Genomic DNA, 18,725 nt, shown 5'->3' on the forward strand with positions numbered 1-18,725 from the left:
GCGCTCCACTTAACCTTATTTCTTTTAATTACACGACCAACTCTTTATACGATTTCTCAGTATTAATAGCCGATTGCACAGCATTGCGATGTTTTAACAATAAATCATCTATTGTTGGCGGCAAGGTCTTATCTTTTAAAAGCTCGTTGTAATCAGCCAAAATACCTTCCTCAAATTTGATGGCCTCATTTAGAACCAGCTCCTCTTTATTGGAACTTATCGAGAGTTTTAAACTCGTCCAATTTCTGCTAAGTGTTTCTTTTAAACTCCCTGTATCTTCTGGAATTTGACCATAACGCAGAATTTCCGTTCTTAATTCTTTGCCAAACTCACTTCTGTCTGTTGTTCTTCGTTTGAAAAACATTTTCAATCTATCATCCTGCACATTCTCAATGGCATTAGAATACACCTTCTCAGCATCCATATTTTTAACTAGTAATTCATTCAACTTACTTGAAATTTCTTCTTTAAACTCCATAATATCATTTTCATTTTTAAATTTCAATATCTTCTTTTAAGATGCGTATTGTTTCACATCTGCATCGATAATGTAAGACAAATAAAGGCCTAAGCCAAGTTTTTAACACACTTTGGGAGTCTTCCAATTATTTTTAACAGAACACCCCTTATTTTAACATTTATCACATTTAAATAGTATGAAATAATAAAAAACTCTACATTTATTATTCAATTTTTTTAAGACCTTTCAATCACACTCAAATGAAATATCGATTATTAATCTTCACCATTATCCTTGCATTTTCACAGATACACGCACAAAACACCCCTTTATACATTGGCACCTACACCGATGGTTACAGTGAAGGTATTTACAAGTTCGACTTTAATCTAGAAACAGGCGCCTTAACAAACCTGCAACTAGCAAAGGCTACCGAAAACCCGTCCTTCATCGCCTACTCACCAAACAGACAATTTATTTACGCTGTAAGCGAAAGCCTTGGCGGCTCTGCATCTTCATTTAAAATTCAAGAAAACGGACTTTTAAAATTTCTAAACAAAGTAAGCAGTAACGGCAAAGGACCTTGCCATATTTCCATAAACAAAAAAGGAAATAAAGCAGTCATTTCAAATTACGGAGGAGGCACTGCTTCTATATATAATATTGCCAGAGACGGAAAATTCGAAGATGTCTCACAAGTTTTTGAATACAACATAACCGATAAAGTTTCGCACGCCCATTCTGCTCAATTTTTTAAAGACGAATTATATATTGCAGATCTAGGCATGAACGCCGTGTACCAATACAAATTAAAAAAGGATACCTACGAATTAGAAACGCCTTCCATTTTTAAAACTACAGAAAACCCAGGACCTAGACATTTTGCACTAACCCGAAACGGCCAATATATTTACATTATTAATGAATACGGAAGTTCCATTACCTCTGTTAAAAAAACAGATTCTGACTTTGAGCAAATAGATTACGATTCTACTTTAGAAGATAACTTTGAAGGAAAAAATTCGTGCGCTGACATTCATTTATCCAAAAACGAACTTTATTTATATGGCTCTAACCGCGGAGAAAATTCCATCGCCGTTTTTAAACGAAATAAATTTGACGGGACTATTGAAAAAATTCAAACCATGCCTGTTCACGGTGATTGGCCACGAAACTTCACCCTAGATCCTAGCGGGAAATTCCTGCTTGTAGCCAACCAAAAAAGTCAAAATATTGCCGTATTCAGTATTAACCCATCTACAGGAACACTTACTTTTTTACACGATGTAAAAGCCCCAAGACCAGTATGTTTGCTATTCTAAAAAAAAAGATTTCAGAATAAAATAAACTGTTGATAATTAGGAATAAAAGAGTATCTTTGCGCCCTCATTAATAACCGAGGTCGAGAACCTCAATTAATTAATTATTATGCCAGTAAAAATTAGATTACAAAGACATGGTAAAAAAGGGAAACCTTTTTACTGGATTGTTGCAGCCGATGTACGATCAAAAAGAGATGGTAAATACCTTGAGAAATTAGGTACTTACAACCCAAACACAAACCCAGCATCTATTGATTTAAATGTTGACGGTGCGGTACAGTGGTTACAAAACGGTGCACAACCAACAGACACAGCTAAAGCTATTTTGTCTTACAAAGGTGCTTTACTAAAAAATCACTTAGTAGGTGGTGTTAGAAAAGGTGCTTTAACAGAAGAACAAGCTGAAGCAAAATTTACTGCTTGGGTAGAAGAAAAAACAGGTAAAGTTGGCGCTAAAACTGATGGTTTAGCTAAAGCTGAAGCTGAAGTAAAAGCGAAAGCGTTTGAAGCTGAAAAAGCTGCTAACGAAGCACGTATTGCTGCTGCTGCTCCTGTAGTTGAAGAAGAAGTTGCAGAAGCGGAAGCTCCTGCTGCAGAAGCTGAAGCTTCAAAAGAAGAAGAATAAAAATATTATTTTTTATACTTTTAAACTCCGATACTTGTATCGGAGTTTTTTATGCAAAAAAGTTTCATTTTTGCATATTCCCTTATAGAAGGGTATCTTATTAAATGTAAACCAAAAAATTTCTGCCTTCGCGGAAATGACAATTATTGTAATTGATGAAAAAAGAAGATTGTTTTTACTTAGGTAAAATTGTTTCGAAATACAGTTTTAAAGGAGAACTTTTAATTAAGTTAGATACCGACCAACCAGACTTATACGAAGATCTTGACGCCATGTTTATTGAAGTTCGTAACACCCTAATTCCGTTTTTTGTTGAAAGTTCACAGCTTCATAAATCAGATTTATTGCGTGTACGTTTTGAAGACGTTACAAATGAAGCCGATGCCGATGCTTTAATAAAAAGTGACGTGTATTTACCTTTAGAATTCCTTCCTAAACTAGAAGGTGATAAATTCTATTTTCACGAAGTGATTGGGTTTACTATTGAAGATGTAAATTACGGAAAAGTTGGCATTCTCGTTGGCATTAACGACTCTACCGCACAAGCTTTATTTGAAATAGAAAATAATGGCAATGAAATTCTTATTCCAATGAATGATGAGTTTATTGAAAAAGTAGACAGAAAAGCAAAAACTATTTTTGTTAAAACCCCTGAAGGGTTGATTGATTTGTATATGTAATTTTCAATAGTGTATATATAAACAAGGGCTCATTTTCATATAAATGAGCCCTTGTTTTTTTGTTGCGTGTCTATTACACCACAAATTCTTCTTGTCGTTTCATAGCATTCATATTACTATAAATACTATCCCGTTGTTTCATTAATGTTTTACACGTAGATAATGGTAAATTAATTTCTCGTAACAAGCTGTTGTATTTTTCAATACTTACTCTTTTCAAAAGATAAATTTCTTCCATTAAATCCGTTTCAAGGTTTAATATAATATAGTTTCTAAAATTTGTTAAAATTCCACGAAAATTACTACTCACCCCATCTAGTTGTTCTGGTTTGCCATCCAACTTTACAATTTCCCCTCTCAATTGCCTACCAAATTCATTTCTTTCAAAACCTCTTTCTCTAAAAAATGATTTCAGTTTATCATTTGTAGCTAAATCAAGAGACTTTAAATAAACTTTCTCAATCTCATAATTCATAATTAACAAATTATTGAGCTTACTTAAAATTTTTTCTGAAGACTTCATATAAATAATCTTTAGTTTAGCACTTTCAATAAATTTTTTTAAGATGCGTATTGCTTTCACATCTACATCACAATATTAATAACGCAACTAATACCAAATTATTTTTTAACATTGTTTAGGATATATTGTGATTTTTTAACAACCTTTTTCAAGATACTCTCTTAAATTATTAACACACAACACATGTCGAGCAAACCTTTCAACTTCAAACAATTCACTATAAACCAAGACCAATGTGCTATGAAAATTGGGACCGACGGCGTACTTCTTGGTGCTTGGAGCCCCATAGAACAGCACCCATTTGCTATTCTAGATATTGGAGCAGGCACCGGCATTATATCGCTTATGCTAGCACAACGCTGCGATGCGGAGATTATTGACGCCATTGAAATTGACGATGCTGCTTATGAACAATGTGTCGATAATTTTGAACAATCTCCTTGGGGAGACCGCCTGTTTTGTTACCATGCCGCTTTAGAGGAATTTGTTGAAGAAATTGAAGACCAATACGACCTTATTATATCCAATCCGCCATTTTATTCGGAAGATTATAAGTCGGAAAACGAACAACGCGATTTAGCCCGATTTAACGACGCCTTACCTTTTGATCATTTAATTGAGAGTGTTTCAAAATTATTATCGGAAGACGGTATCTTTTGCGTCATTATCCCTTTTAAAGAAGAAACCGAATTTATAAAACTAGCTGCGGCTAGCAAATTATTTCCAAACCGTATTTTGCATGTACAAGGAAATTCAACTTCAGAAATCAAAAGAAGCCTTATCGCATTTTCTTTCCGCGAAAGCGCTATAAAAAAAGAAACGCTTATTATTGAAACTGGGCGTCATGAATACACTGAAGACTACATAAATTTGACAAAAGATTTTTATTTAAAAATGTAATAATACCAATGGAATTAATTAAATTTGAGTCCATATAATGACAAATTCATAAAAAAATAATGCTTTTACTAATTATTTTCTTTTGAAATAGTCTTGAAACTCAAAATTAATGAAGCCAGATTTATTTGAAGCACCCGATTATTACAATCTTGACGAGTTACTTTCCGAAGAGCATAAATTAGTTCGAAATGCCGCCAGAGCTTGGGTAAAACGTGAGGTATCACCTATTATTGAAGACTACGCTCAAAAAGCAGAATTTCCGAAGCAAATCATTAAAGGATTGGCCGAAATTGGTGCGTTTGGACCGTATATTCCTGTAGAATATGGTGGAGCTGGATTAGATCAAATTAGTTATGGCTTAATCATGCAAGAAATAGAACGTGGCGACTCGGGCGTTCGAAGTACCTCATCTGTGCAATCTAGCTTAGTAATGTATCCTATCTGGAAATATGGCAACGAGGAACAACGTAAAAAATATTTACCAAAATTAGCAAGTGGTGAGTGGATGGGTTGTTTTGGTTTAACCGAACCCGACCACGGTAGTAACCCAAGTGGCATGGTCACCAATTTTAAAGATATGGGAGACCACTACCTATTAAACGGTGCTAAAATGTGGATAAGTAATGCGCCTTTTGCACAAGTAGCGGTAGTTTGGGCGAAAGATGAAAATGGAAGAATACATGGTTTACTGGTGGAACGCGGCATGGAAGGTTTCACCACGCCCGAAACACACAATAAATGGTCGCTGCGCGCATCATCCACAGGCGAGCTTATTTTTGACAACGTCAAAATACCTAAAGAAAATTTATTACCTAATAAATCAGGACTCGGAGCGCCTCTTGGTTGCTTAGATTCCGCTCGATACGGCATTGCCTGGGGCGCCATTGGTGCCGCCATGGATTGCTACGATACCGCTTTACGCTACAGTAAAGAACGCATACAGTTTGGAAAACCTATTGGCCAATTTCAACTGCAACAAAAAAAATTGGCCGAAATGATTACAGAAATTACTAAAGCACAACTTTTAACTTGGCGCCTTGGTGTATTACGTAACGAAAATAAAGCTACCACTGCCCAAATATCTATGGCTAAACGTAACAATGTAGACATGGCCATTACTATCGCCAGAGAAGCCCGCCAAATGCTTGGAGGCATGGGAATAACAGGCGAATACTCGATTATGCGCCACTCCATGAATCTTGAAAGTGTAATCACCTATGAAGGCACACACGACATTCACTTACTTATTACCGGTTTGGACGTTACGGGCTTAAATGCTTTTAAGTAATTATAATAGATCTAGAAACACCTTTTTAATTCAAAAGAAAACAAAATTTTAACTTTTAGAGTTTCGTGCAATATCGTATCAAATGATATATTTGCCGAAACTTTAGAATCTTGTTAAAATCAAGTGTTTACTTTTTTCTATTTCTGTACTTGGTTGCCATGTTACGGCCATTTCAGCCCTATATTGAATATGCTCTAAATCAAGAATATATTGCAGAATTTCTTTGTGTTAACACAGACAAACCCGAACTCCAATGTCAAGGAAGTTGTTATTTACTAAAACAGGTTAAAAAGCAACAAAAAAATGAACCCGTTTCATTAAGAATTTTATTAGAAAACTATCCCATTGGATTTGTAGATATTATGGTTTTACAGCTTGATAAAAGCATTACTACCAATATAAAACATTGCTTTCTTTATTCTAAACTGTATCAATTCAGGTATTACAAACAAGTGTTTCCTCCACCAAAATTGGCGTGATTTTTTAATACCTCGGATGTATTTCCGGCTAAATAATTCACCTAATTTTAATATTTAACAATGAAACATATTTTTATTGCGATGCTTTGTATAGCGTCGTCACTCACTTTTTCACAAGAAAAAGAAACGTCAAACTTATGGACATCTAGTAGACCTGATGGACACGCACCTATATCGGTCATGGCAGACCATGTACACCATAAAGACGAATTCATGTTCTCGTACCGCTACATGACTATGGATATGAGATATTTGCAAGAAGGAAATAGTGATGCTACAAATACCGATGCCTTTGCCAACTACATGGTAGCACCACAAAACATGACCATGCAAATGCATATGCTTGGTGGCATGTACGCCCCTTCGGATAAGTTAACGCTTATGATAATGGCTAATTACATAGAAAATGTTATGGGCTTAACCATGCGTACTGGCACAGATTTTAGCACGAATTCAAATGGTTATGGAGATGTTTCCGTAGGTGCTTTGTATAGCATTTTCAACAAAAACAGACAGGCCATGCATACTCAACTAAGTATTTTAATTCCAACAGGTAGTATTGAAAAGAAAGGTGCGACTCCCATGTCTATGGGCACAGCAACACAATTGCCGTACGCCATGCAAACAGGAAGCGGTTCGTTTGGCACAAAATTGGGGCTTACGTATTTAGGACAAGCAGATGCATTTTCATGGGGACATCAAATAAACGCGTTGATCTATTTGAATGATAACAATCAAGATTATATCTTAGGAAACCGTTACAACTTAAACAATTGGTTTGCTGCCAAAGCAGGTAATAATTTAAGTGTTTCCGTACGATTGGAAGGCGTTTTAGTTGATAAAATAAAAGGACAAAGCCCTTTATTAAACCCCATGATGGTTACAACCGCAGATACCCAAAATTCGGGAGGCACCCATATTAATACAGGCTTTGGTTTAAATTATTCCGTAATAAACGGCAGTTTTAAAGGGTTACGCTTTGCTACCGAATGTGCTTTACCAATATACCAAGATTTGAATGGCATTCAATTAAAACAAAATTACAACCTCACTTTCGGAATGCAATACGCCTTTCATTAATGAGTTTAAAACTTATAAAAAGCGCTTTCCCAAAGAGGCGCTTTTTTTTTTATTATTTAGAAACCATTTTAACTCACAATAAAACAACTTTTATAAAACCCTTCGAACCTTTTTTTCGTAGGTTTTATAAAAGCCAAATTATGTTCAAAATTCGTGTTTTATTATGTTTCGTAGTTATTTTTAGTTGTTCGAAAGACGACATGGTTATTGCACAACAACTTGAGGAAACCCCTGAACCACAAGTTCCTCAAGCACAAAACACCCCTAATCCAGAGGCAAGCAACCAAACAAAGCAATTTAAAATTTTAGCTTTAGGTGACAGTTATACAATTGGGCAGAGTGTTTGCTCCACTTGCAGGTTTCCTGTACAATTAAAGGATAGTTTAAAAAACAACATTGAAAATAGCGAAATCACTTTAGATATTATTGCTCAAACAGGATGGACCACAACCAATCTTAAAGAGGCGATTAGCAACAATAACCCATCGAGTAATTACGATTTAGTAACCTTATTAATAGGTGTTAACAACCAATATCAAGGCAAGGCTTTTAGTAATTATGAAACCGAGTTTCCAGAACTTTTAAACAAAGCAATTTCATTAGCAAAAGGGAATCTAAACCAGGTTATTGTTATTTCCATTCCAGATTATGCTTATACACCCTTTGGACAATCACGATCGAACCCTTCAACTATTTCCAGTGAATTGGATACTTATAATGCCTTTGCCCAAAATCATGCATCCAACCGGAACGTAACTTTTATTAACATTACTGATATTACACGCGAAGGTTTAAACGACCCCGATTTAGTAGCTTCAGACGGATTGCACCCTTCCCAATTGGCCTACACCAAATTTGTAGAACGTTTGCTCCCTGTATCTATTGAAAAGTTAAACTAAGTTCATTACTTTAGTTAAAACTTTTTTGAATGTCATCAAAATCTAGATTAGACACCGCTTATAAAAATGCTAAAATCATCCCCTTTGATGATTCTAGTAAGTTTATATTATTCAGCGATTGCCACCGTGGCGATAATAGTTTTGCTGATGATTTCGCCAACAACAGAAACGTTTATTTTCACGCTCTAAAACACTATTATACTGAGGGTTTTCAATATTGCGAACTTGGTGATGGCGACGAACTTTGGGAAAACCTATCCTTCGAACCCATTTTTGAAGCGCATAAAAATGTATATATGCTCTTGAAGCAATTTCATAAAGAAAACAGCCTACACATGATTTGGGGAAACCACGACATGGTTTACAGAAATCCAAATTATGTAAAAAAGCATCTATCTACTTATTTTGACAAAAAACTAGGCATCGATGTAGACTTATTCCCAGGGATAGAATACCATGAAGGCATTATTTTAAGGCACACCGAAACCAAGCAAGACCTATTTTTAACACATGGGCACCAAGCCGATTGGTGGAACTATTTATTTTGGAAATGGAGTCGATTTATGGTTAGAATACTCTGGAAACCATTGAATGTTATGGGAATTGCCGACCCTACGAGTCCTGCAAAAAATTACAGCGAACTTATAAAAGTAGAACGCCGCACCAAAAAATGGATAATTGAAAACCTTAATTTAATAACGATTGTTGGCCACACCCACCGCCCACGCTTCCCAGAACCTGGAGATATTGCTTTTTTTAATGATGGAAGTTGTGTACACCCCAGAAGTATTACAGGAATGGAGATTGAAAACGGCGAAATTTCACTTATTAAATGGCACATCGACACGAATGACGATGGCGTACTGCAAATAGTAAGAGTATTACTTGAAGGCCCGAAGAAATTAATTGACTATAAAACAAATTCTTAAACATTCACGCAACCAAATACTACTTTTTATATCTAATAAGAAATACATATACAGATGAAAAAGGCTTTAGTACTAATTATAGTATTTATTTTTAGTTATGGTTGTAATTCTAAGGATGATATTGAACTTTATGAAGATGATTATTTAATATTTGGTCATTTTTACGGATTTTGTAGTGGTGAAAGTTGTGTAGAAATTTTCAAACTGACTAAGGATAAATTATATGAAGACTCGAACGATAATTATGCCAACGAACCTTTTAAATTTGAAATTTTAGACACGGACAAATTTGAAGCCGTTAAAAATTTGGTTGATTATTTCCCAACAAAACTACTATCTGAGAAAGACCTTATTTTAGGCTGCCCAGATTGTGCTGATGGTGGCGGACTTTACATAGAATATTCTAAAAACGGAACTATTAAAAGCTGGAGAATTGACCAAATGAAAGCCAATGTACCAAGTTATTTACACCCCTTTATGGATAAGGTGAATGAAAAGATAGGCCTTATAAATAACCAATAAAGCTTGTAACTAGTTTAAAACATAGTTGATTTAGCGCGTTAGGGATAGCAGTGGAAAGCCCACAGCGAGGCACGAGCGAGGACTTGCAACGTATAGCCCGACCCTTGTGGTAACGCCCAAATTGTTATAAAAAAATGGTGATGATGCCATTCTTGCAGTTGCAAGAATTAATTAACTCTCTGGAGCCAATTCTACTTCAAGTCCGTTCATATCTGGAGTCATTTGAATTTGACATCCTAAACGGCTATTATCCTTTACATCAAAAGCCTCAGAAAGCATCGCTTCTTCGTCATCGGTCATTTCTGGCAACGTCGTATCACTTAACACATAACATTGGCAAGAAGCACACATAGCCATACCACCACAGATACCAATAGTACCCTCTGGAGCTAACTCGTAACTACGAACTACTTCCATTAAATTCATTGCCATATCTGTTGGCGCTACTACTTCGTGTGTAACCCCGTCTCTATCTGTAATTTTTATAGTAATATCTTGATCCATAATTGTAATTTAATAACACAACATGCCGCTATATAATGCTGACACATCACGCGGCAAAAATAATGTTATTTGTGTATTTTAATAGAATTTAAAAGGATTTATTAAGCTTGAACATTAAGAACCTGCTCGATTTGTGGTGCATATTTCTTAATTGTCATTTCCACACCCGATTTAAGCGTCATTTGGTTTACGCTGCACCCTACACAAGCACCTTGTAATTGCACCTTTACTAAGGTATCGTTATCTTCAATAGACAACAATGCAATATCACCGCCATCACTTTGCAAAAACGGACGAATTTCATCCAATGCTTTCTCGATATTTAATCTAAGTTCTTCTGACGTCATTTATTTCTTTTTAACTGTTGAACACCCCGCCATAGTTGTTATTTTTATAGCTTCGGTAGGTGGCAAACTATCGTTACGTTTCACGACTTCTTGCACTACATTTTGTGTTATTTTCTCAAAGGCTTGTTCTAATTCGGTTGCCGTTTGCAATGCTGCTGGCCTCCCAATATCTCCTGCTTCACGAATGCTTTGTACCAATGGTAACTCACCTAAAAATGGTACTTGCAAATCTTCGGCTAAATTTTTAGCACCTTCTTTTCCGAAAATATAATATTTATTGTCTGGCAATTCCGCAGGTGTAAAGTATGCCATATTTTCTATTATTCCTAATACAGGTACATCGATACTTTCTTGTTGAAACATGGCAACGCCTTTTTTAGCATCGGCCAATGCCACATTTTGTGGAGTACTTACTACAACCGCTCCTGTTATAGGAAGTGATTGCATGATGCTTAAATGAATATCGCCAGTTCCTGGTGGTAAATCTATTAACATGAAATCTAATTCACCCCAATGTGCATCAAAAATCATTTGATTTAATGCTTTTGCCGCCATGGGCCCTCTCCAAACTACCGCTTGGTTTGGTTGCGTAAAAAAGCCAATTGATAGTACTTTTACACCGTAATTTTCAACAGGTTTCATTTTAGATTTCCCGTCTATATTAACTGCTAATGGTTTTTCAGCTTCTACATCAAACATAATTGGAATGGATGGTCCGTAAATATCGGCATCCAACACCCCTACTTTAAAACCCATTTTAGCTAAAGTTACCGCCAAATTTGCTGTAACTGTCGATTTTCCAACACCACCTTTACCTGAAGCAACCGCAACGATATTTTTAATACCAGGAATTGGATTCCCTTTAATAACATTCACTTTTGGTTTTGCTGGCGCATCTACCTTAACGTTAATGGTAATTTTAGCTTTTTCGTAAACCTGCTCGTGTATTGTTTTTAAAATATCGACTTCGGTACGTTTTTTAGCCTGTAGGCTTGGATTTTTTATAGTAATATCTACAATAACCTCATCACCAAAAGTTACAACATTGGTTACAGCTCCGCTTTCAACCATGTTTTGTCCTTCGCCAACGACTGTAATAGATTCTAATGCTTTAAGTATATCTTGTTTATTCAGCTTCATTCCACTATTTAGATTTATTCTAAGTCACAAAGATACTGTGAATTATTTAAAATTTAAAGCTATTGAATTGAAATGATTGATGCCTATATTTGGTTTGCTTATAAAGTAGATTAATTGTAATTATTTGAAGAATTAGCAAATAATTACAAGAACATTTGAATCTTGGTAATTGGTATTACAATTCCTTGGAAGGATCCCAAAATACTTTATCAAAATCTTGAATTTGGTTTTCTAGCACTTTAACGCCTTCACTTTCTAAAAGTTGTTGCATTAAGTTGGTACCATCGAAGTGATGTTTACCTGTTAGCAAGCCTTTTCTATTTACCACACGGTGTGCTGGCACATCTTTAGCCACCGAGCCATTCATCGCATAGCCAACCATACGTGCACTTCTAGCGGCACCTAAAAAAGTTGCAATAGCGCCATAACTAGTTACTTTACCATAAGGTATTTGTTTAGCTACCTCATACACTTTCTCAAAAAAGTTTAACGTTTTTGGTTGCATATGGCAGCTACATTTCTTTGATAATATTGATTAAGGTAATAATGGAAATTACTCCCGTAACCGTACCAATAAGATAATTCATGCTTTTTTGCGAGGTAATTGACCTATTCTTTATTTTATCAAAAAAGAACATATACACATATAGCATCACAAAAGTACCCATAGCGGCACCTGCGATATAAGAAATGATGCTAATTTGACTAAAATCTAACCAACCAAAAGAGGCCATTGTAATAGTCATATAGGCCTGATACGGAATGGGGAACACATTAATTCCCGACATAAAAACACCTTGAAAAAAACGACTCTTTTTACTACGCACTTCTGGTTCTGCTAGTTCTTTAGGCTCTTTTTTTGAAATGAATAAAAAGTAAATAGTAATAAGAACGAAAATAACAAAGGCCACCCGTTGGAGAATGTCTACAATCTCTGAATGGTAAATTAAATACCTTGCAAAAATAGCAGCTACATAGGTTTGTATTAGCACAATGGCACAGACACCAATAGAAAACACAACCCCTCTAGTGTGCCCTTCTTTTAGGCTGATTTTAGCGGCCGTCATGTTCAACAAACCCGGTGGAATCACCCCAACCAAGGCTATAATTAAACCTAAAAAAAAGATAATGGTTATATTCACAACTATTTAATTTTAAACCTAATATACGTAATTGGTTTGTTTTGTTCTAAATATTGCGATTCGTAAAAGGTTTGAATACTTGTCACTTCTTCAGGACTTCCTTCTTGTTTGTACACATTATGGTTGGCGTATAACACTTCATGTCCAGCACCATGCAATAAGCCAAGTGTATAGCCATGCATAAACTCACTATCAGTTTTAAGGTTTACAACACCATCTTCTTTTAGAATGGTTTTATAACGCTCTAAAAACTCAGCATTCGTCATGCGGTGCTTCGTACGTTTGTATTTTATTTGCGGGTCTGGGAAGGTTATCCAAATTTCATCCACTTCATTTGCTCCAAAAGCATGATCTATAAGTTCAATTTGTGTGCGTAAAAAAGCAACGTTTGAAATATTATCTTCTACCGCTGTTTTAGCACCTCTCCAAAAACGAGCCCCTTTTATATCAATACCAATAAAATTTTTATTTGGATATTTTTTTGCCAATGCTACCGAGTATTCACCTTTACCACAACCTAGTTCTAAAACCAATGGGTTGCTATTATTAAAAACCGTTTTATTCCAGTTACCTTTTAGAGGGAATTCGCTGTTAACCAAATCCTCTCGCGTTGGTTGATGCACATTGCCAAACGTTTCGTTTTCTCTAAATCTCCTTAGTTTATTTTTACTTCCCAAAGTTTTTTAACTATTTCTTGTTATTACTTTATTTTTGGTAAAATTACGGAAATATACCGTAGTGTATATATGCTTATCTTTGATTTTACTTTAAATCTGCGTTAGGGATTGCAGCGGCATCCTTTTTAGTGAAGCTTTAGCAAACAAACATAAACTATTGAAAACCTAGTGTTTTGTTTGTTAAGCCACTGAAAACAGTAGGAGTCGCTTCGCTAAAAAGATACAGCGAAAAGCCCGACCCTTGTGGTAACGCCATAATTAAAATTATGAAAAAACGTATTTTAGTTGCGCCATTAAATTGGGGTTTAGGGCACGCCGCCCGTTGCATTCCCATAATAAACGCATTGATCGCACTTGGTTTTGAGCCTATTATTGCGAGTGATGGCGTAGCACTTACGCTGCTGCAAAAGGAGTTCCCCAGACTCTCATCGGTTGAACTGCCTTCTTACAATATTACGTACGCCAAAAATGGTAAGTTTCTAAAATTAAAACTCCTTACCGATTCGCCTAAACTTCTAAAAGCCATTAAAGCAGAAAAAAAAGCGACTAAAAACATTATTGAAAACAATAATATATCGGGTATTATTTCTGATAATAGATTGGGTGTTTATAGCAAAAAAGTACCTTCCGTTTTTATTACGCACCAATTGAAAGTTTTAAGTGGTAATACCACCTGGTTTAGCACGAAAGTGCATGAGAACTTCATTAAAAAATTTAATGTTTGCTGGGTTCCAGATGTAGAAACTGGCATAAATTTAAGCGGTATGCTGGGGCACCCAACTACTTTTGAAATACCAACCACCTACATAGGTCCTTTAAGCCGTTTTAATAAACGCTACGGAACGATTGTAAATGATATTATGGTTTTGCTTTCTGGACCAGAACCACAACGCACCTTACTTGAAAACAAACTTCTTATTGAATTAAGAAACTATGAGGGTAGAGTGATTTTCGTGAAAGGGATTATGGAAAAGGAACAAACCATTCAGATAATTGGCAACATCACCCTTTACAATTTCATGACCTCTAAGTTATTAGAAAAAACAATTAACGAAAGCGCTTTAATCATAGCGCGATCTGGCTACACAACAGTTATGGATTTGGCTAAACTTAATAAGAAAGCCTTTTTTGTGCCTACTCCGGGGCAATTTGAACAAGAATATTTAGCAGCTCGTCTTACTGAATTAAACCTTGTACCTAGCTGCAGCCAACAAATATTTACTATAGATAAGTTACAAGAGATAGAAAATTTTGAAGGACTAAAATCACTTCATTTCGAAACCGATTTTGAAGCCCTATTTAGCCTTTTCTAGTGTAAATGAAAACTCGCTACCTACGTCAAATTCACTTTCAACATAAATTCGTTCTTCGTGAGCTTCAATAATATGTTTTACTATGGAAAGACCTAAACCAGAGCCACCTTCTTTTCTAGACCCACTTTTATCAACCCTATAAAAACGCTCGAATATACGCGACAAGTCTCTTTTCGCGATACCTTCTCCATTATCGGTAACCCTAACAATTACTTTGTTTTTAATCAGGTTTTCAATACTTATTTCCGTGGTACCTTTTTCTCTTCCGTATTTAATAGAATTCACTATTAAATTAGCTAATACTTGTTGGATACGTTCTTTATCTGCATTTACTAAAATAGGCGTTACATAATCTGTATCGAAGGTTAGTGTGATTCTTTTTTTAGAAGCCTTCATCTCCAACATTTCAAAAACACTTTCTACTAATTCTACAACATTAAAAACTTCTGGATTTAAACTTAAATCACCCACTTCTAGTTTGGTAATCATATCCAAATCTTTCACGATATAACCCAATCGCTCGACCCCTTTACTTGCTCTTTCTAAGTATTTTTCACGCAGGGCTTTATCTTCCATAGCGCCATCTAGTAATGTTAAAATATAGCCTTGAACGGTAAATAATGGTGTTTTTAATTCATGCGATACATTTCCCAAAAATTCTTTTCGGTATTGTTCTCTTACTTTAAGTGATTCTATTTCAATTTTTTTATCGCGAGCAAATTTATCAATCTCTTGCGTAAGCGTAAGCATATCTGTAGTGATTGTCCCTTTTGTAATACTTGTAGATTCTAGAAGTGTTAAATCGTCGTATATTTTCTTTACACGTTTATATATAAACCGCTCCACTCTATATTGGGTCACTACAAATGAAAACAAGTAGGTACTAGCCGCCAAAAACAGTATATACCAAATATTAAACGTGTAGAATGAATATAAAAAAACACCCGTTAAGAGTGTTACATACACAGTTATATAGAGCGCTGTTTTTACCGCAAACTTATATGATTTTTTAAATTTTGATTGCATTAATCTACAAACTTATAGCCAACGCCTTTAATGGTTTTAAAGCTTTCATCTCCTATCTTTTCTCGTAGCTTACGAATGTGCACATCAATGGTTCGCCCACCAACTACCACTTCGTTACCCCAAACGTTATCAAGAATTTCATCGCGTTTAAAAACTTTACCTGGCTTTGATGCCAATAAAGATAGTAATTCAAATTCTTTTCTTGGCAAAATAATTTCTTTGCCATTGGAAGTGATTTTATATTCGTCTCTATTTATTTCTAAACTTCCTACTTTAAATGAATCGGCGACCTCCTCTTCTTTAAAGCGCCTTAGCAAAGCTTTTACCTTACTCACCAACACTTTGGGTTTTATTGGTTTTGTAATATAATCATCGGCTCCAGCATCAAAACCAGCTACTTGAGAGTAATCTTCACCTCTCGCCGTTAAAAACACAATAAGTGTATTTTGTAAATCTGGGTTTTTTCTGATAAGTTCACATGCTTCAATACCGTCCATTTCAGGCATCATCACATCTAAAATAATTAAATTAGGGAGCTCCTTTTTAGCTTTTTTAACGCCTTCACTACCATTTTCAGCAGTAATAACTTGATACCCTTCATTTGATAAATTATAACCAACTATTTCTAAAATATCTGGTTCATCATCTACTAATAATATTTTAATGTCTTTCTTTTTCATTTTTAAAACAAATAAAAACTGTTTCTTGAAGTAAAGATAAAACTAATAACAAGACTTTATAGGTAATGTATCATTAATAACATTAAGGTAACAAAGAGGTTACAGTAATTTAAACTTTCGTTAAAACACACATATCTTTAACACTTTTTTGGCATCAATTTTGTAGTAATTTAGTACCTTTACTATATGCAACTTAACCTATGAGAAAAAACTACATTTTAACTTTATTTTTCGCTTTAGCCTTCTTTGGAACCCAACTGGGGTTTAGCCAAAGCACTGCTAACGTCAGTTCTATACAACAAAATATAGAAGACCTTTCCATTTACCCTAACCCTGTTAGTAACGGTAAAACATTCATATATATTACATCTAAACTTAATTTAAACAAGAAAATTGATTTTTATGATGTTTTAGGAAAATTAGTTTTTAGTACGGTTTTAACCGGAAAAGAGCTAAACATCTCAGACTTAAGCAAGGGCGTTTATGTACTAAGAATTACAGAAGGCAATTACAAAGAGACTCGAAAATTAGTGATTAAATAATATCACACAATTTATAAATTTTAAAGCGTTACCATTTGGTAGCGCTTTTTTATTTTATATACTTTTGCTGTATGATAAACACGAACGCCATTTTCAATATACAAACGGAAGAAGAATTTAATGCTTTAGCATTAAAGATCTTTAAACATCAGTTTGAAAACAACCGTGTTTATAGATCGTTTTGCGACTTATTGTACAAACACCCAAGTGATGTAAAAACAATTCAAGACATTCCTTTTTTACCCATTCAATTTTTTAAAACACACGATGTTTTAAGTTCAAAAGCCCCTATTCAAACCACATTTACCAGTTCTGGGACAACCGGAAGCATCACCAGTAAACACCAAGTCACCAATTTAGAAGTGTATGAAGACAGCTTTGATAAAGGGTTTAACTATTTCTATGGTTCTATTGAAGATTATGTGGTTTTAGCCTTGTTACCGTCTTATTTAGAGCGTGAAGGATCTTCTTTGATTTATATGGCCGATGCTTTTATTAAACAATCAAAACACCCAGATAGTGGCTTCTACTTAAACAACCTTTCTGAATTAAAAGATAAATTAATACGATTAGATGCTGAAGGAAAAAAAGTATTACTAATTGGCGTTTCTTTCGCCTTGCTTGATCTGGTTGAGACCTACACTTTTAAGCTAAAACACACCATTATCATGGAAACTGGTGGTATGAAAGGCCGAAGAAAAGAATTGATTCGAGAAGAACTTCACCAACAACTAAAAGACGGTTTTGGTGTAGACGCGATTCATAGCGAATATGGCATGACGGAGCTGTTAAGTCAAGCTTACTCCAAAGGTCATGGTGTTTTTAACACCCCAAATTGGATGCGCCTTTTAACCCGAGATACGGAAGATGCTTTAAGCATTCAACCCAAAGGTAAAGCTGGAGGTATTAATGTGATAGACTTAGCAAATATAAACTCATGCTCCTTTATTGCGACTCAAGACTTAGGAAGAATACATGAAAATGGATCTTTTGAAATTATTGGACGCTTTGATAATTCTGATATACGCGGATGCAACCTTATGGTGTTGTAAGTAATTCACAACCTTCCGACTTATTATAAAAATAACTTTATGAAAAGTCTTATTCCTGTATTTCTACTTTACGCCTCTGTATGTTTCTCACAAACTATGGATTATAACACCAAAAAAGGTTTTGCTGTTGATGGTTATGATGTGGTTGCCTACTTTAACAACCAAGCACTAGAAGGTTCTAAAGAGTTTGTTTCAAAATTTGATGGTGTCAACTATAAATTCGCCTCCAAAGAAAATTTAAATTCATTTAATAAAAACCCTGAAAAATACATTCCTCAATACGGTGGTTACTGTGCCTATGCGGTTGGAGCAAAAGGCTCTAAAGTAAACATAGACCCTGAAACTTTTGAGGTGAAAAACGGAAAACTATACTTGTTTTATAATTCTTGGGGCACAAACACCTTAAAATTATGGAAAGAGGAGAACCCAGAACAATTAAGAAAACAGGCCGATGCTAAATGGGAACAAATAAAATTTAAAAAATAAATCACGAACCATGTAAGTTAAAGAACAGAACGACGACTACTGTATTATCTATGAAAAAGAAAGATGACACTTTTAGTTTAGTTGGTTAACTAAAAAAGCCTGATTTAAA

General features: G+C 35.0%; 24 protein-coding genes. 14 read left to right on the forward strand and 10 right to left on the reverse strand.

All coding sequences use genetic code 11. The features are described from left to right. Window positions 1–28: 28 nt before the first annotated feature. Window positions 29–505 carry a PA2169 family four-helix-bundle protein gene (locus Q5N74_RS01815; RefSeq protein WP_304386979.1) on the reverse strand — a complete coding sequence of 159 codons (477 nt, stop codon included), beginning with the start codon at window positions 503–505 and terminating at the stop codon, window positions 29–31. Between the two features lie 215 nt (window positions 506–720). On the opposite strand from Q5N74_RS01815, the gene Q5N74_RS01820 reads away from it, so the two are divergent. From Q5N74_RS01820 to rimM, 3 genes are all read left to right on the forward strand, one after another. Next, window positions 721–1,782, forward strand: coding sequence for a lactonase family protein (locus Q5N74_RS01820; protein WP_304386980.1), 1,062 nt, complete (start codon window positions 721–723; stop codon window positions 1,780–1,782). Between the two features lie 106 nt (window positions 1,783–1,888). After that, window positions 1,889–2,407 carry a 30S ribosomal protein S16 gene (locus Q5N74_RS01825; RefSeq protein WP_304386981.1) on the forward strand — a complete coding sequence of 173 codons (519 nt, stop codon included), beginning with the start codon at window positions 1,889–1,891 and terminating at the stop codon, window positions 2,405–2,407. Between the two features lie 155 nt (window positions 2,408–2,562). Beyond that, window positions 2,563–3,087: a ribosome maturation factor RimM gene (rimM, locus tag Q5N74_RS01830; protein WP_304386982.1), complete on the forward strand. Its 525-nt coding sequence runs from the start codon at window positions 2,563–2,565 to the stop codon at window positions 3,085–3,087. 73 nt (window positions 3,088–3,160) lie between these two features. On the opposite strand, the gene Q5N74_RS01835 is transcribed toward rimM, so the two are convergent. Beyond that, window positions 3,161–3,610, reverse strand: coding sequence for a DUF2383 domain-containing protein (locus Q5N74_RS01835; RefSeq protein WP_304386983.1), 450 nt, complete (start codon window positions 3,608–3,610; stop codon window positions 3,161–3,163). 183 nt (window positions 3,611–3,793) lie between these two features. Between Q5N74_RS01835 and Q5N74_RS01840 the strand changes: the two genes are divergently transcribed. From Q5N74_RS01840 to Q5N74_RS01870, 7 genes are all read left to right on the forward strand, one after another. Beyond that, the gene (locus Q5N74_RS01840; RefSeq protein WP_304386984.1) at window positions 3,794–4,510 is read left to right on the forward strand and encodes a tRNA1(Val) (adenine(37)-N6)-methyltransferase; all 717 of its coding nucleotides are present in this window, start codon (window positions 3,794–3,796) and stop codon (window positions 4,508–4,510) included. 109 nt (window positions 4,511–4,619) lie between these two features. Continuing rightward, the gene (locus Q5N74_RS01845) at window positions 4,620–5,798 is read left to right on the forward strand and encodes an acyl-CoA dehydrogenase family protein (RefSeq protein ID WP_304386985.1); all 1,179 of its coding nucleotides are present in this window, start codon (window positions 4,620–4,622) and stop codon (window positions 5,796–5,798) included. 158 nt (window positions 5,799–5,956) lie between these two features. Next, the gene (locus tag Q5N74_RS01850) at window positions 5,957–6,277 is read left to right on the forward strand and encodes a hypothetical protein (RefSeq protein ID WP_304386986.1); all 321 of its coding nucleotides are present in this window, start codon (window positions 5,957–5,959) and stop codon (window positions 6,275–6,277) included. A 60-nt stretch (window positions 6,278–6,337) separates the two neighbouring features. Next, a complete protein-coding gene (locus Q5N74_RS01855; protein WP_304386987.1) occupies window positions 6,338–7,357 on the forward strand; it encodes a transporter in 1,020 nt (339 codons plus the stop codon). Between the two features lie 140 nt (window positions 7,358–7,497). Next, window positions 7,498–8,256 (forward strand): SGNH/GDSL hydrolase family protein, encoded by a 759-nt coding sequence (locus tag Q5N74_RS01860; protein ID WP_304386988.1) that lies wholly within the window; start codon window positions 7,498–7,500, stop codon window positions 8,254–8,256. 29 nt (window positions 8,257–8,285) lie between these two features. Then, window positions 8,286–9,185 (forward strand): serine/threonine protein phosphatase, encoded by a 900-nt coding sequence (locus tag Q5N74_RS01865; RefSeq protein WP_304386989.1) that lies wholly within the window; start codon window positions 8,286–8,288, stop codon window positions 9,183–9,185. A gap of 54 nt (window positions 9,186–9,239) precedes the next feature. Next, window positions 9,240–9,707 (forward strand): hypothetical protein, encoded by a 468-nt coding sequence (locus Q5N74_RS01870; RefSeq protein ID WP_304386990.1) that lies wholly within the window; start codon window positions 9,240–9,242, stop codon window positions 9,705–9,707. A 171-nt stretch (window positions 9,708–9,878) separates the two neighbouring features. On the opposite strand, the gene Q5N74_RS01875 is transcribed toward Q5N74_RS01870, so the two are convergent. The 6 genes from Q5N74_RS01875 to trmB all read right to left on the reverse strand — a co-directional run bounded on the left by Q5N74_RS01875 (window position 9,879) and on the right by trmB (window position 13,517). After that, window positions 9,879–10,211, reverse strand: a complete 333-nt coding sequence (locus tag Q5N74_RS01875) for a 2Fe-2S iron-sulfur cluster-binding protein (protein ID WP_304386991.1) — start codon at window positions 10,209–10,211, stop codon at window positions 9,879–9,881. A 101-nt stretch (window positions 10,212–10,312) separates the two neighbouring features. Continuing rightward, the gene (locus Q5N74_RS01880) at window positions 10,313–10,558 is read right to left on the reverse strand and encodes a NifU family protein (RefSeq protein WP_304386992.1); all 246 of its coding nucleotides are present in this window, start codon (window positions 10,556–10,558) and stop codon (window positions 10,313–10,315) included. Then, the gene (locus Q5N74_RS01885) at window positions 10,559–11,698 is read right to left on the reverse strand and encodes an Mrp/NBP35 family ATP-binding protein (RefSeq protein ID WP_304386993.1); all 1,140 of its coding nucleotides are present in this window, start codon (window positions 11,696–11,698) and stop codon (window positions 10,559–10,561) included. Between the two features lie 175 nt (window positions 11,699–11,873). Continuing rightward, a complete protein-coding gene (locus Q5N74_RS01890) occupies window positions 11,874–12,203 on the reverse strand; it encodes an MGMT family protein (RefSeq protein WP_304386994.1) in 330 nt (109 codons plus the stop codon). Between the two features lie 7 nt (window positions 12,204–12,210). Next, entirely contained in the window at window positions 12,211–12,840 is a 630-nt protein-coding gene (locus Q5N74_RS01895; RefSeq protein ID WP_304386995.1) for a LysE family translocator, read from the reverse strand. A gap of 2 nt (window positions 12,841–12,842) precedes the next feature. Continuing rightward, on the reverse strand, window positions 12,843–13,517 hold the full coding sequence (gene trmB, locus Q5N74_RS01900; protein WP_304386996.1) for a tRNA (guanosine(46)-N7)-methyltransferase TrmB: 675 nt from the start codon (window positions 13,515–13,517) through the stop codon (window positions 12,843–12,845). Window positions 13,518–13,783: 266 nt separating this feature from the next. Between trmB and Q5N74_RS01905 the strand changes: the two genes are divergently transcribed. Further along, window positions 13,784–14,830 (forward strand): glycosyltransferase, encoded by a 1,047-nt coding sequence (locus Q5N74_RS01905; RefSeq protein ID WP_304386997.1) that lies wholly within the window; start codon window positions 13,784–13,786, stop codon window positions 14,828–14,830. Here the strand turns inward: Q5N74_RS01905 and Q5N74_RS01910 are convergent. Together Q5N74_RS01910 and Q5N74_RS01915 are read right to left on the reverse strand one after the other, a co-directional pair. Further along, on the reverse strand, window positions 14,813–15,856 hold the full coding sequence (locus Q5N74_RS01910) for a cell wall metabolism sensor histidine kinase WalK (RefSeq protein ID WP_304386998.1): 1,044 nt from the start codon (window positions 15,854–15,856) through the stop codon (window positions 14,813–14,815). The genes Q5N74_RS01905 and Q5N74_RS01910 overlap by 18 nt on opposite strands. Beyond that, window positions 15,856–16,536, reverse strand: coding sequence for a response regulator transcription factor (locus Q5N74_RS01915; protein ID WP_304386999.1), 681 nt, complete (start codon window positions 16,534–16,536; stop codon window positions 15,856–15,858). The genes Q5N74_RS01910 and Q5N74_RS01915 overlap by 1 nt, the downstream gene beginning before the upstream one ends. A gap of 200 nt (window positions 16,537–16,736) precedes the next feature. On the opposite strand from Q5N74_RS01915, the gene Q5N74_RS01920 reads away from it, so the two are divergent. The 3 genes from Q5N74_RS01920 to Q5N74_RS01930 all read left to right on the forward strand — a co-directional run bounded on the left by Q5N74_RS01920 (window position 16,737) and on the right by Q5N74_RS01930 (window position 18,616). Next, the gene (locus Q5N74_RS01920) at window positions 16,737–17,078 is read left to right on the forward strand and encodes a T9SS type A sorting domain-containing protein (protein ID WP_304387000.1); all 342 of its coding nucleotides are present in this window, start codon (window positions 16,737–16,739) and stop codon (window positions 17,076–17,078) included. Between the two features lie 71 nt (window positions 17,079–17,149). Beyond that, a complete protein-coding gene (locus Q5N74_RS01925) occupies window positions 17,150–18,130 on the forward strand; it encodes an acyl transferase (protein WP_304387001.1) in 981 nt (326 codons plus the stop codon). A 39-nt stretch (window positions 18,131–18,169) separates the two neighbouring features. Next, window positions 18,170–18,616, forward strand: a complete 447-nt coding sequence (locus Q5N74_RS01930; RefSeq protein ID WP_304387002.1) for a YHS domain-containing (seleno)protein — start codon at window positions 18,170–18,172, stop codon at window positions 18,614–18,616. Window positions 18,617–18,725 lie beyond the last annotated feature (109 nt).

Source organism: Mariniflexile sp. AS56 (genome assembly GCF_030552475.1).
Classification (GTDB): Bacteria; Bacteroidota; Bacteroidia; order Flavobacteriales; family Flavobacteriaceae; genus Mariniflexile.

What these genes read in the sequence shown, in the direction of transcription:
- Q5N74_RS01835 (WP_304386983.1), bottom strand. Translation starts at nt 3,610, where the DNA reads ATGAAGTCTTCAGAAAAAATTTTAAGTAAGCTCAATAATTTGTTAATT.
- Q5N74_RS01920 (WP_304387000.1), top strand. Translation starts at nt 16,737, where the DNA reads ATGAGAAAAAACTACATTTTAACTTTATTTTTCGCTTTAGCCTTCTTT.
- Q5N74_RS01875 (WP_304386991.1), bottom strand. Translation starts at nt 10,211, where the DNA reads ATGGATCAAGATATTACTATAAAAATTACAGATAGAGACGGGGTTACA.
- Q5N74_RS01825 (WP_304386981.1), top strand. Translation starts at nt 1,889, where the DNA reads ATGCCAGTAAAAATTAGATTACAAAGACATGGTAAAAAAGGGAAACCT.
- Q5N74_RS01925 (WP_304387001.1), top strand. Translation starts at nt 17,150, where the DNA reads ATGATAAACACGAACGCCATTTTCAATATACAAACGGAAGAAGAATTT.
- Q5N74_RS01820 (WP_304386980.1), top strand. Translation starts at nt 721, where the DNA reads ATGAAATATCGATTATTAATCTTCACCATTATCCTTGCATTTTCACAG.
- Q5N74_RS01910 (WP_304386998.1), bottom strand. Translation starts at nt 15,856, where the DNA reads ATGCAATCAAAATTTAAAAAATCATATAAGTTTGCGGTAAAAACAGCG.
- Q5N74_RS01865 (WP_304386989.1), top strand. Translation starts at nt 8,286, where the DNA reads ATGTCATCAAAATCTAGATTAGACACCGCTTATAAAAATGCTAAAATC.
- Q5N74_RS01860 (WP_304386988.1), top strand. Translation starts at nt 7,498, where the DNA reads ATGTTCAAAATTCGTGTTTTATTATGTTTCGTAGTTATTTTTAGTTGT.
- Q5N74_RS01890 (WP_304386994.1), bottom strand. Translation starts at nt 12,203, where the DNA reads ATGCAACCAAAAACGTTAAACTTTTTTGAGAAAGTGTATGAGGTAGCT.
- Q5N74_RS01885 (WP_304386993.1), bottom strand. Translation starts at nt 11,698, where the DNA reads ATGAAGCTGAATAAACAAGATATACTTAAAGCATTAGAATCTATTACA.
- Q5N74_RS01880 (WP_304386992.1), bottom strand. Translation starts at nt 10,558, where the DNA reads ATGACGTCAGAAGAACTTAGATTAAATATCGAGAAAGCATTGGATGAA.
- Q5N74_RS01850 (WP_304386986.1), top strand. Translation starts at nt 5,957, where the DNA reads ATGTTACGGCCATTTCAGCCCTATATTGAATATGCTCTAAATCAAGAA.
- Q5N74_RS01930 (WP_304387002.1), top strand. Translation starts at nt 18,170, where the DNA reads ATGAAAAGTCTTATTCCTGTATTTCTACTTTACGCCTCTGTATGTTTC.
- Q5N74_RS01855 (WP_304386987.1), top strand. Translation starts at nt 6,338, where the DNA reads ATGAAACATATTTTTATTGCGATGCTTTGTATAGCGTCGTCACTCACT.
- Q5N74_RS01905 (WP_304386997.1), top strand. Translation starts at nt 13,784, where the DNA reads ATGAAAAAACGTATTTTAGTTGCGCCATTAAATTGGGGTTTAGGGCAC.
- Q5N74_RS01870 (WP_304386990.1), top strand. Translation starts at nt 9,240, where the DNA reads ATGAAAAAGGCTTTAGTACTAATTATAGTATTTATTTTTAGTTATGGT.
- Q5N74_RS01915 (WP_304386999.1), bottom strand. Translation starts at nt 16,536, where the DNA reads ATGAAAAAGAAAGACATTAAAATATTATTAGTAGATGATGAACCAGAT.
- Q5N74_RS01845 (WP_304386985.1), top strand. Translation starts at nt 4,620, where the DNA reads ATGAAGCCAGATTTATTTGAAGCACCCGATTATTACAATCTTGACGAG.
- Q5N74_RS01840 (WP_304386984.1), top strand. Translation starts at nt 3,794, where the DNA reads ATGTCGAGCAAACCTTTCAACTTCAAACAATTCACTATAAACCAAGAC.
- rimM (WP_304386982.1), top strand. Translation starts at nt 2,563, where the DNA reads ATGAAAAAAGAAGATTGTTTTTACTTAGGTAAAATTGTTTCGAAATAC.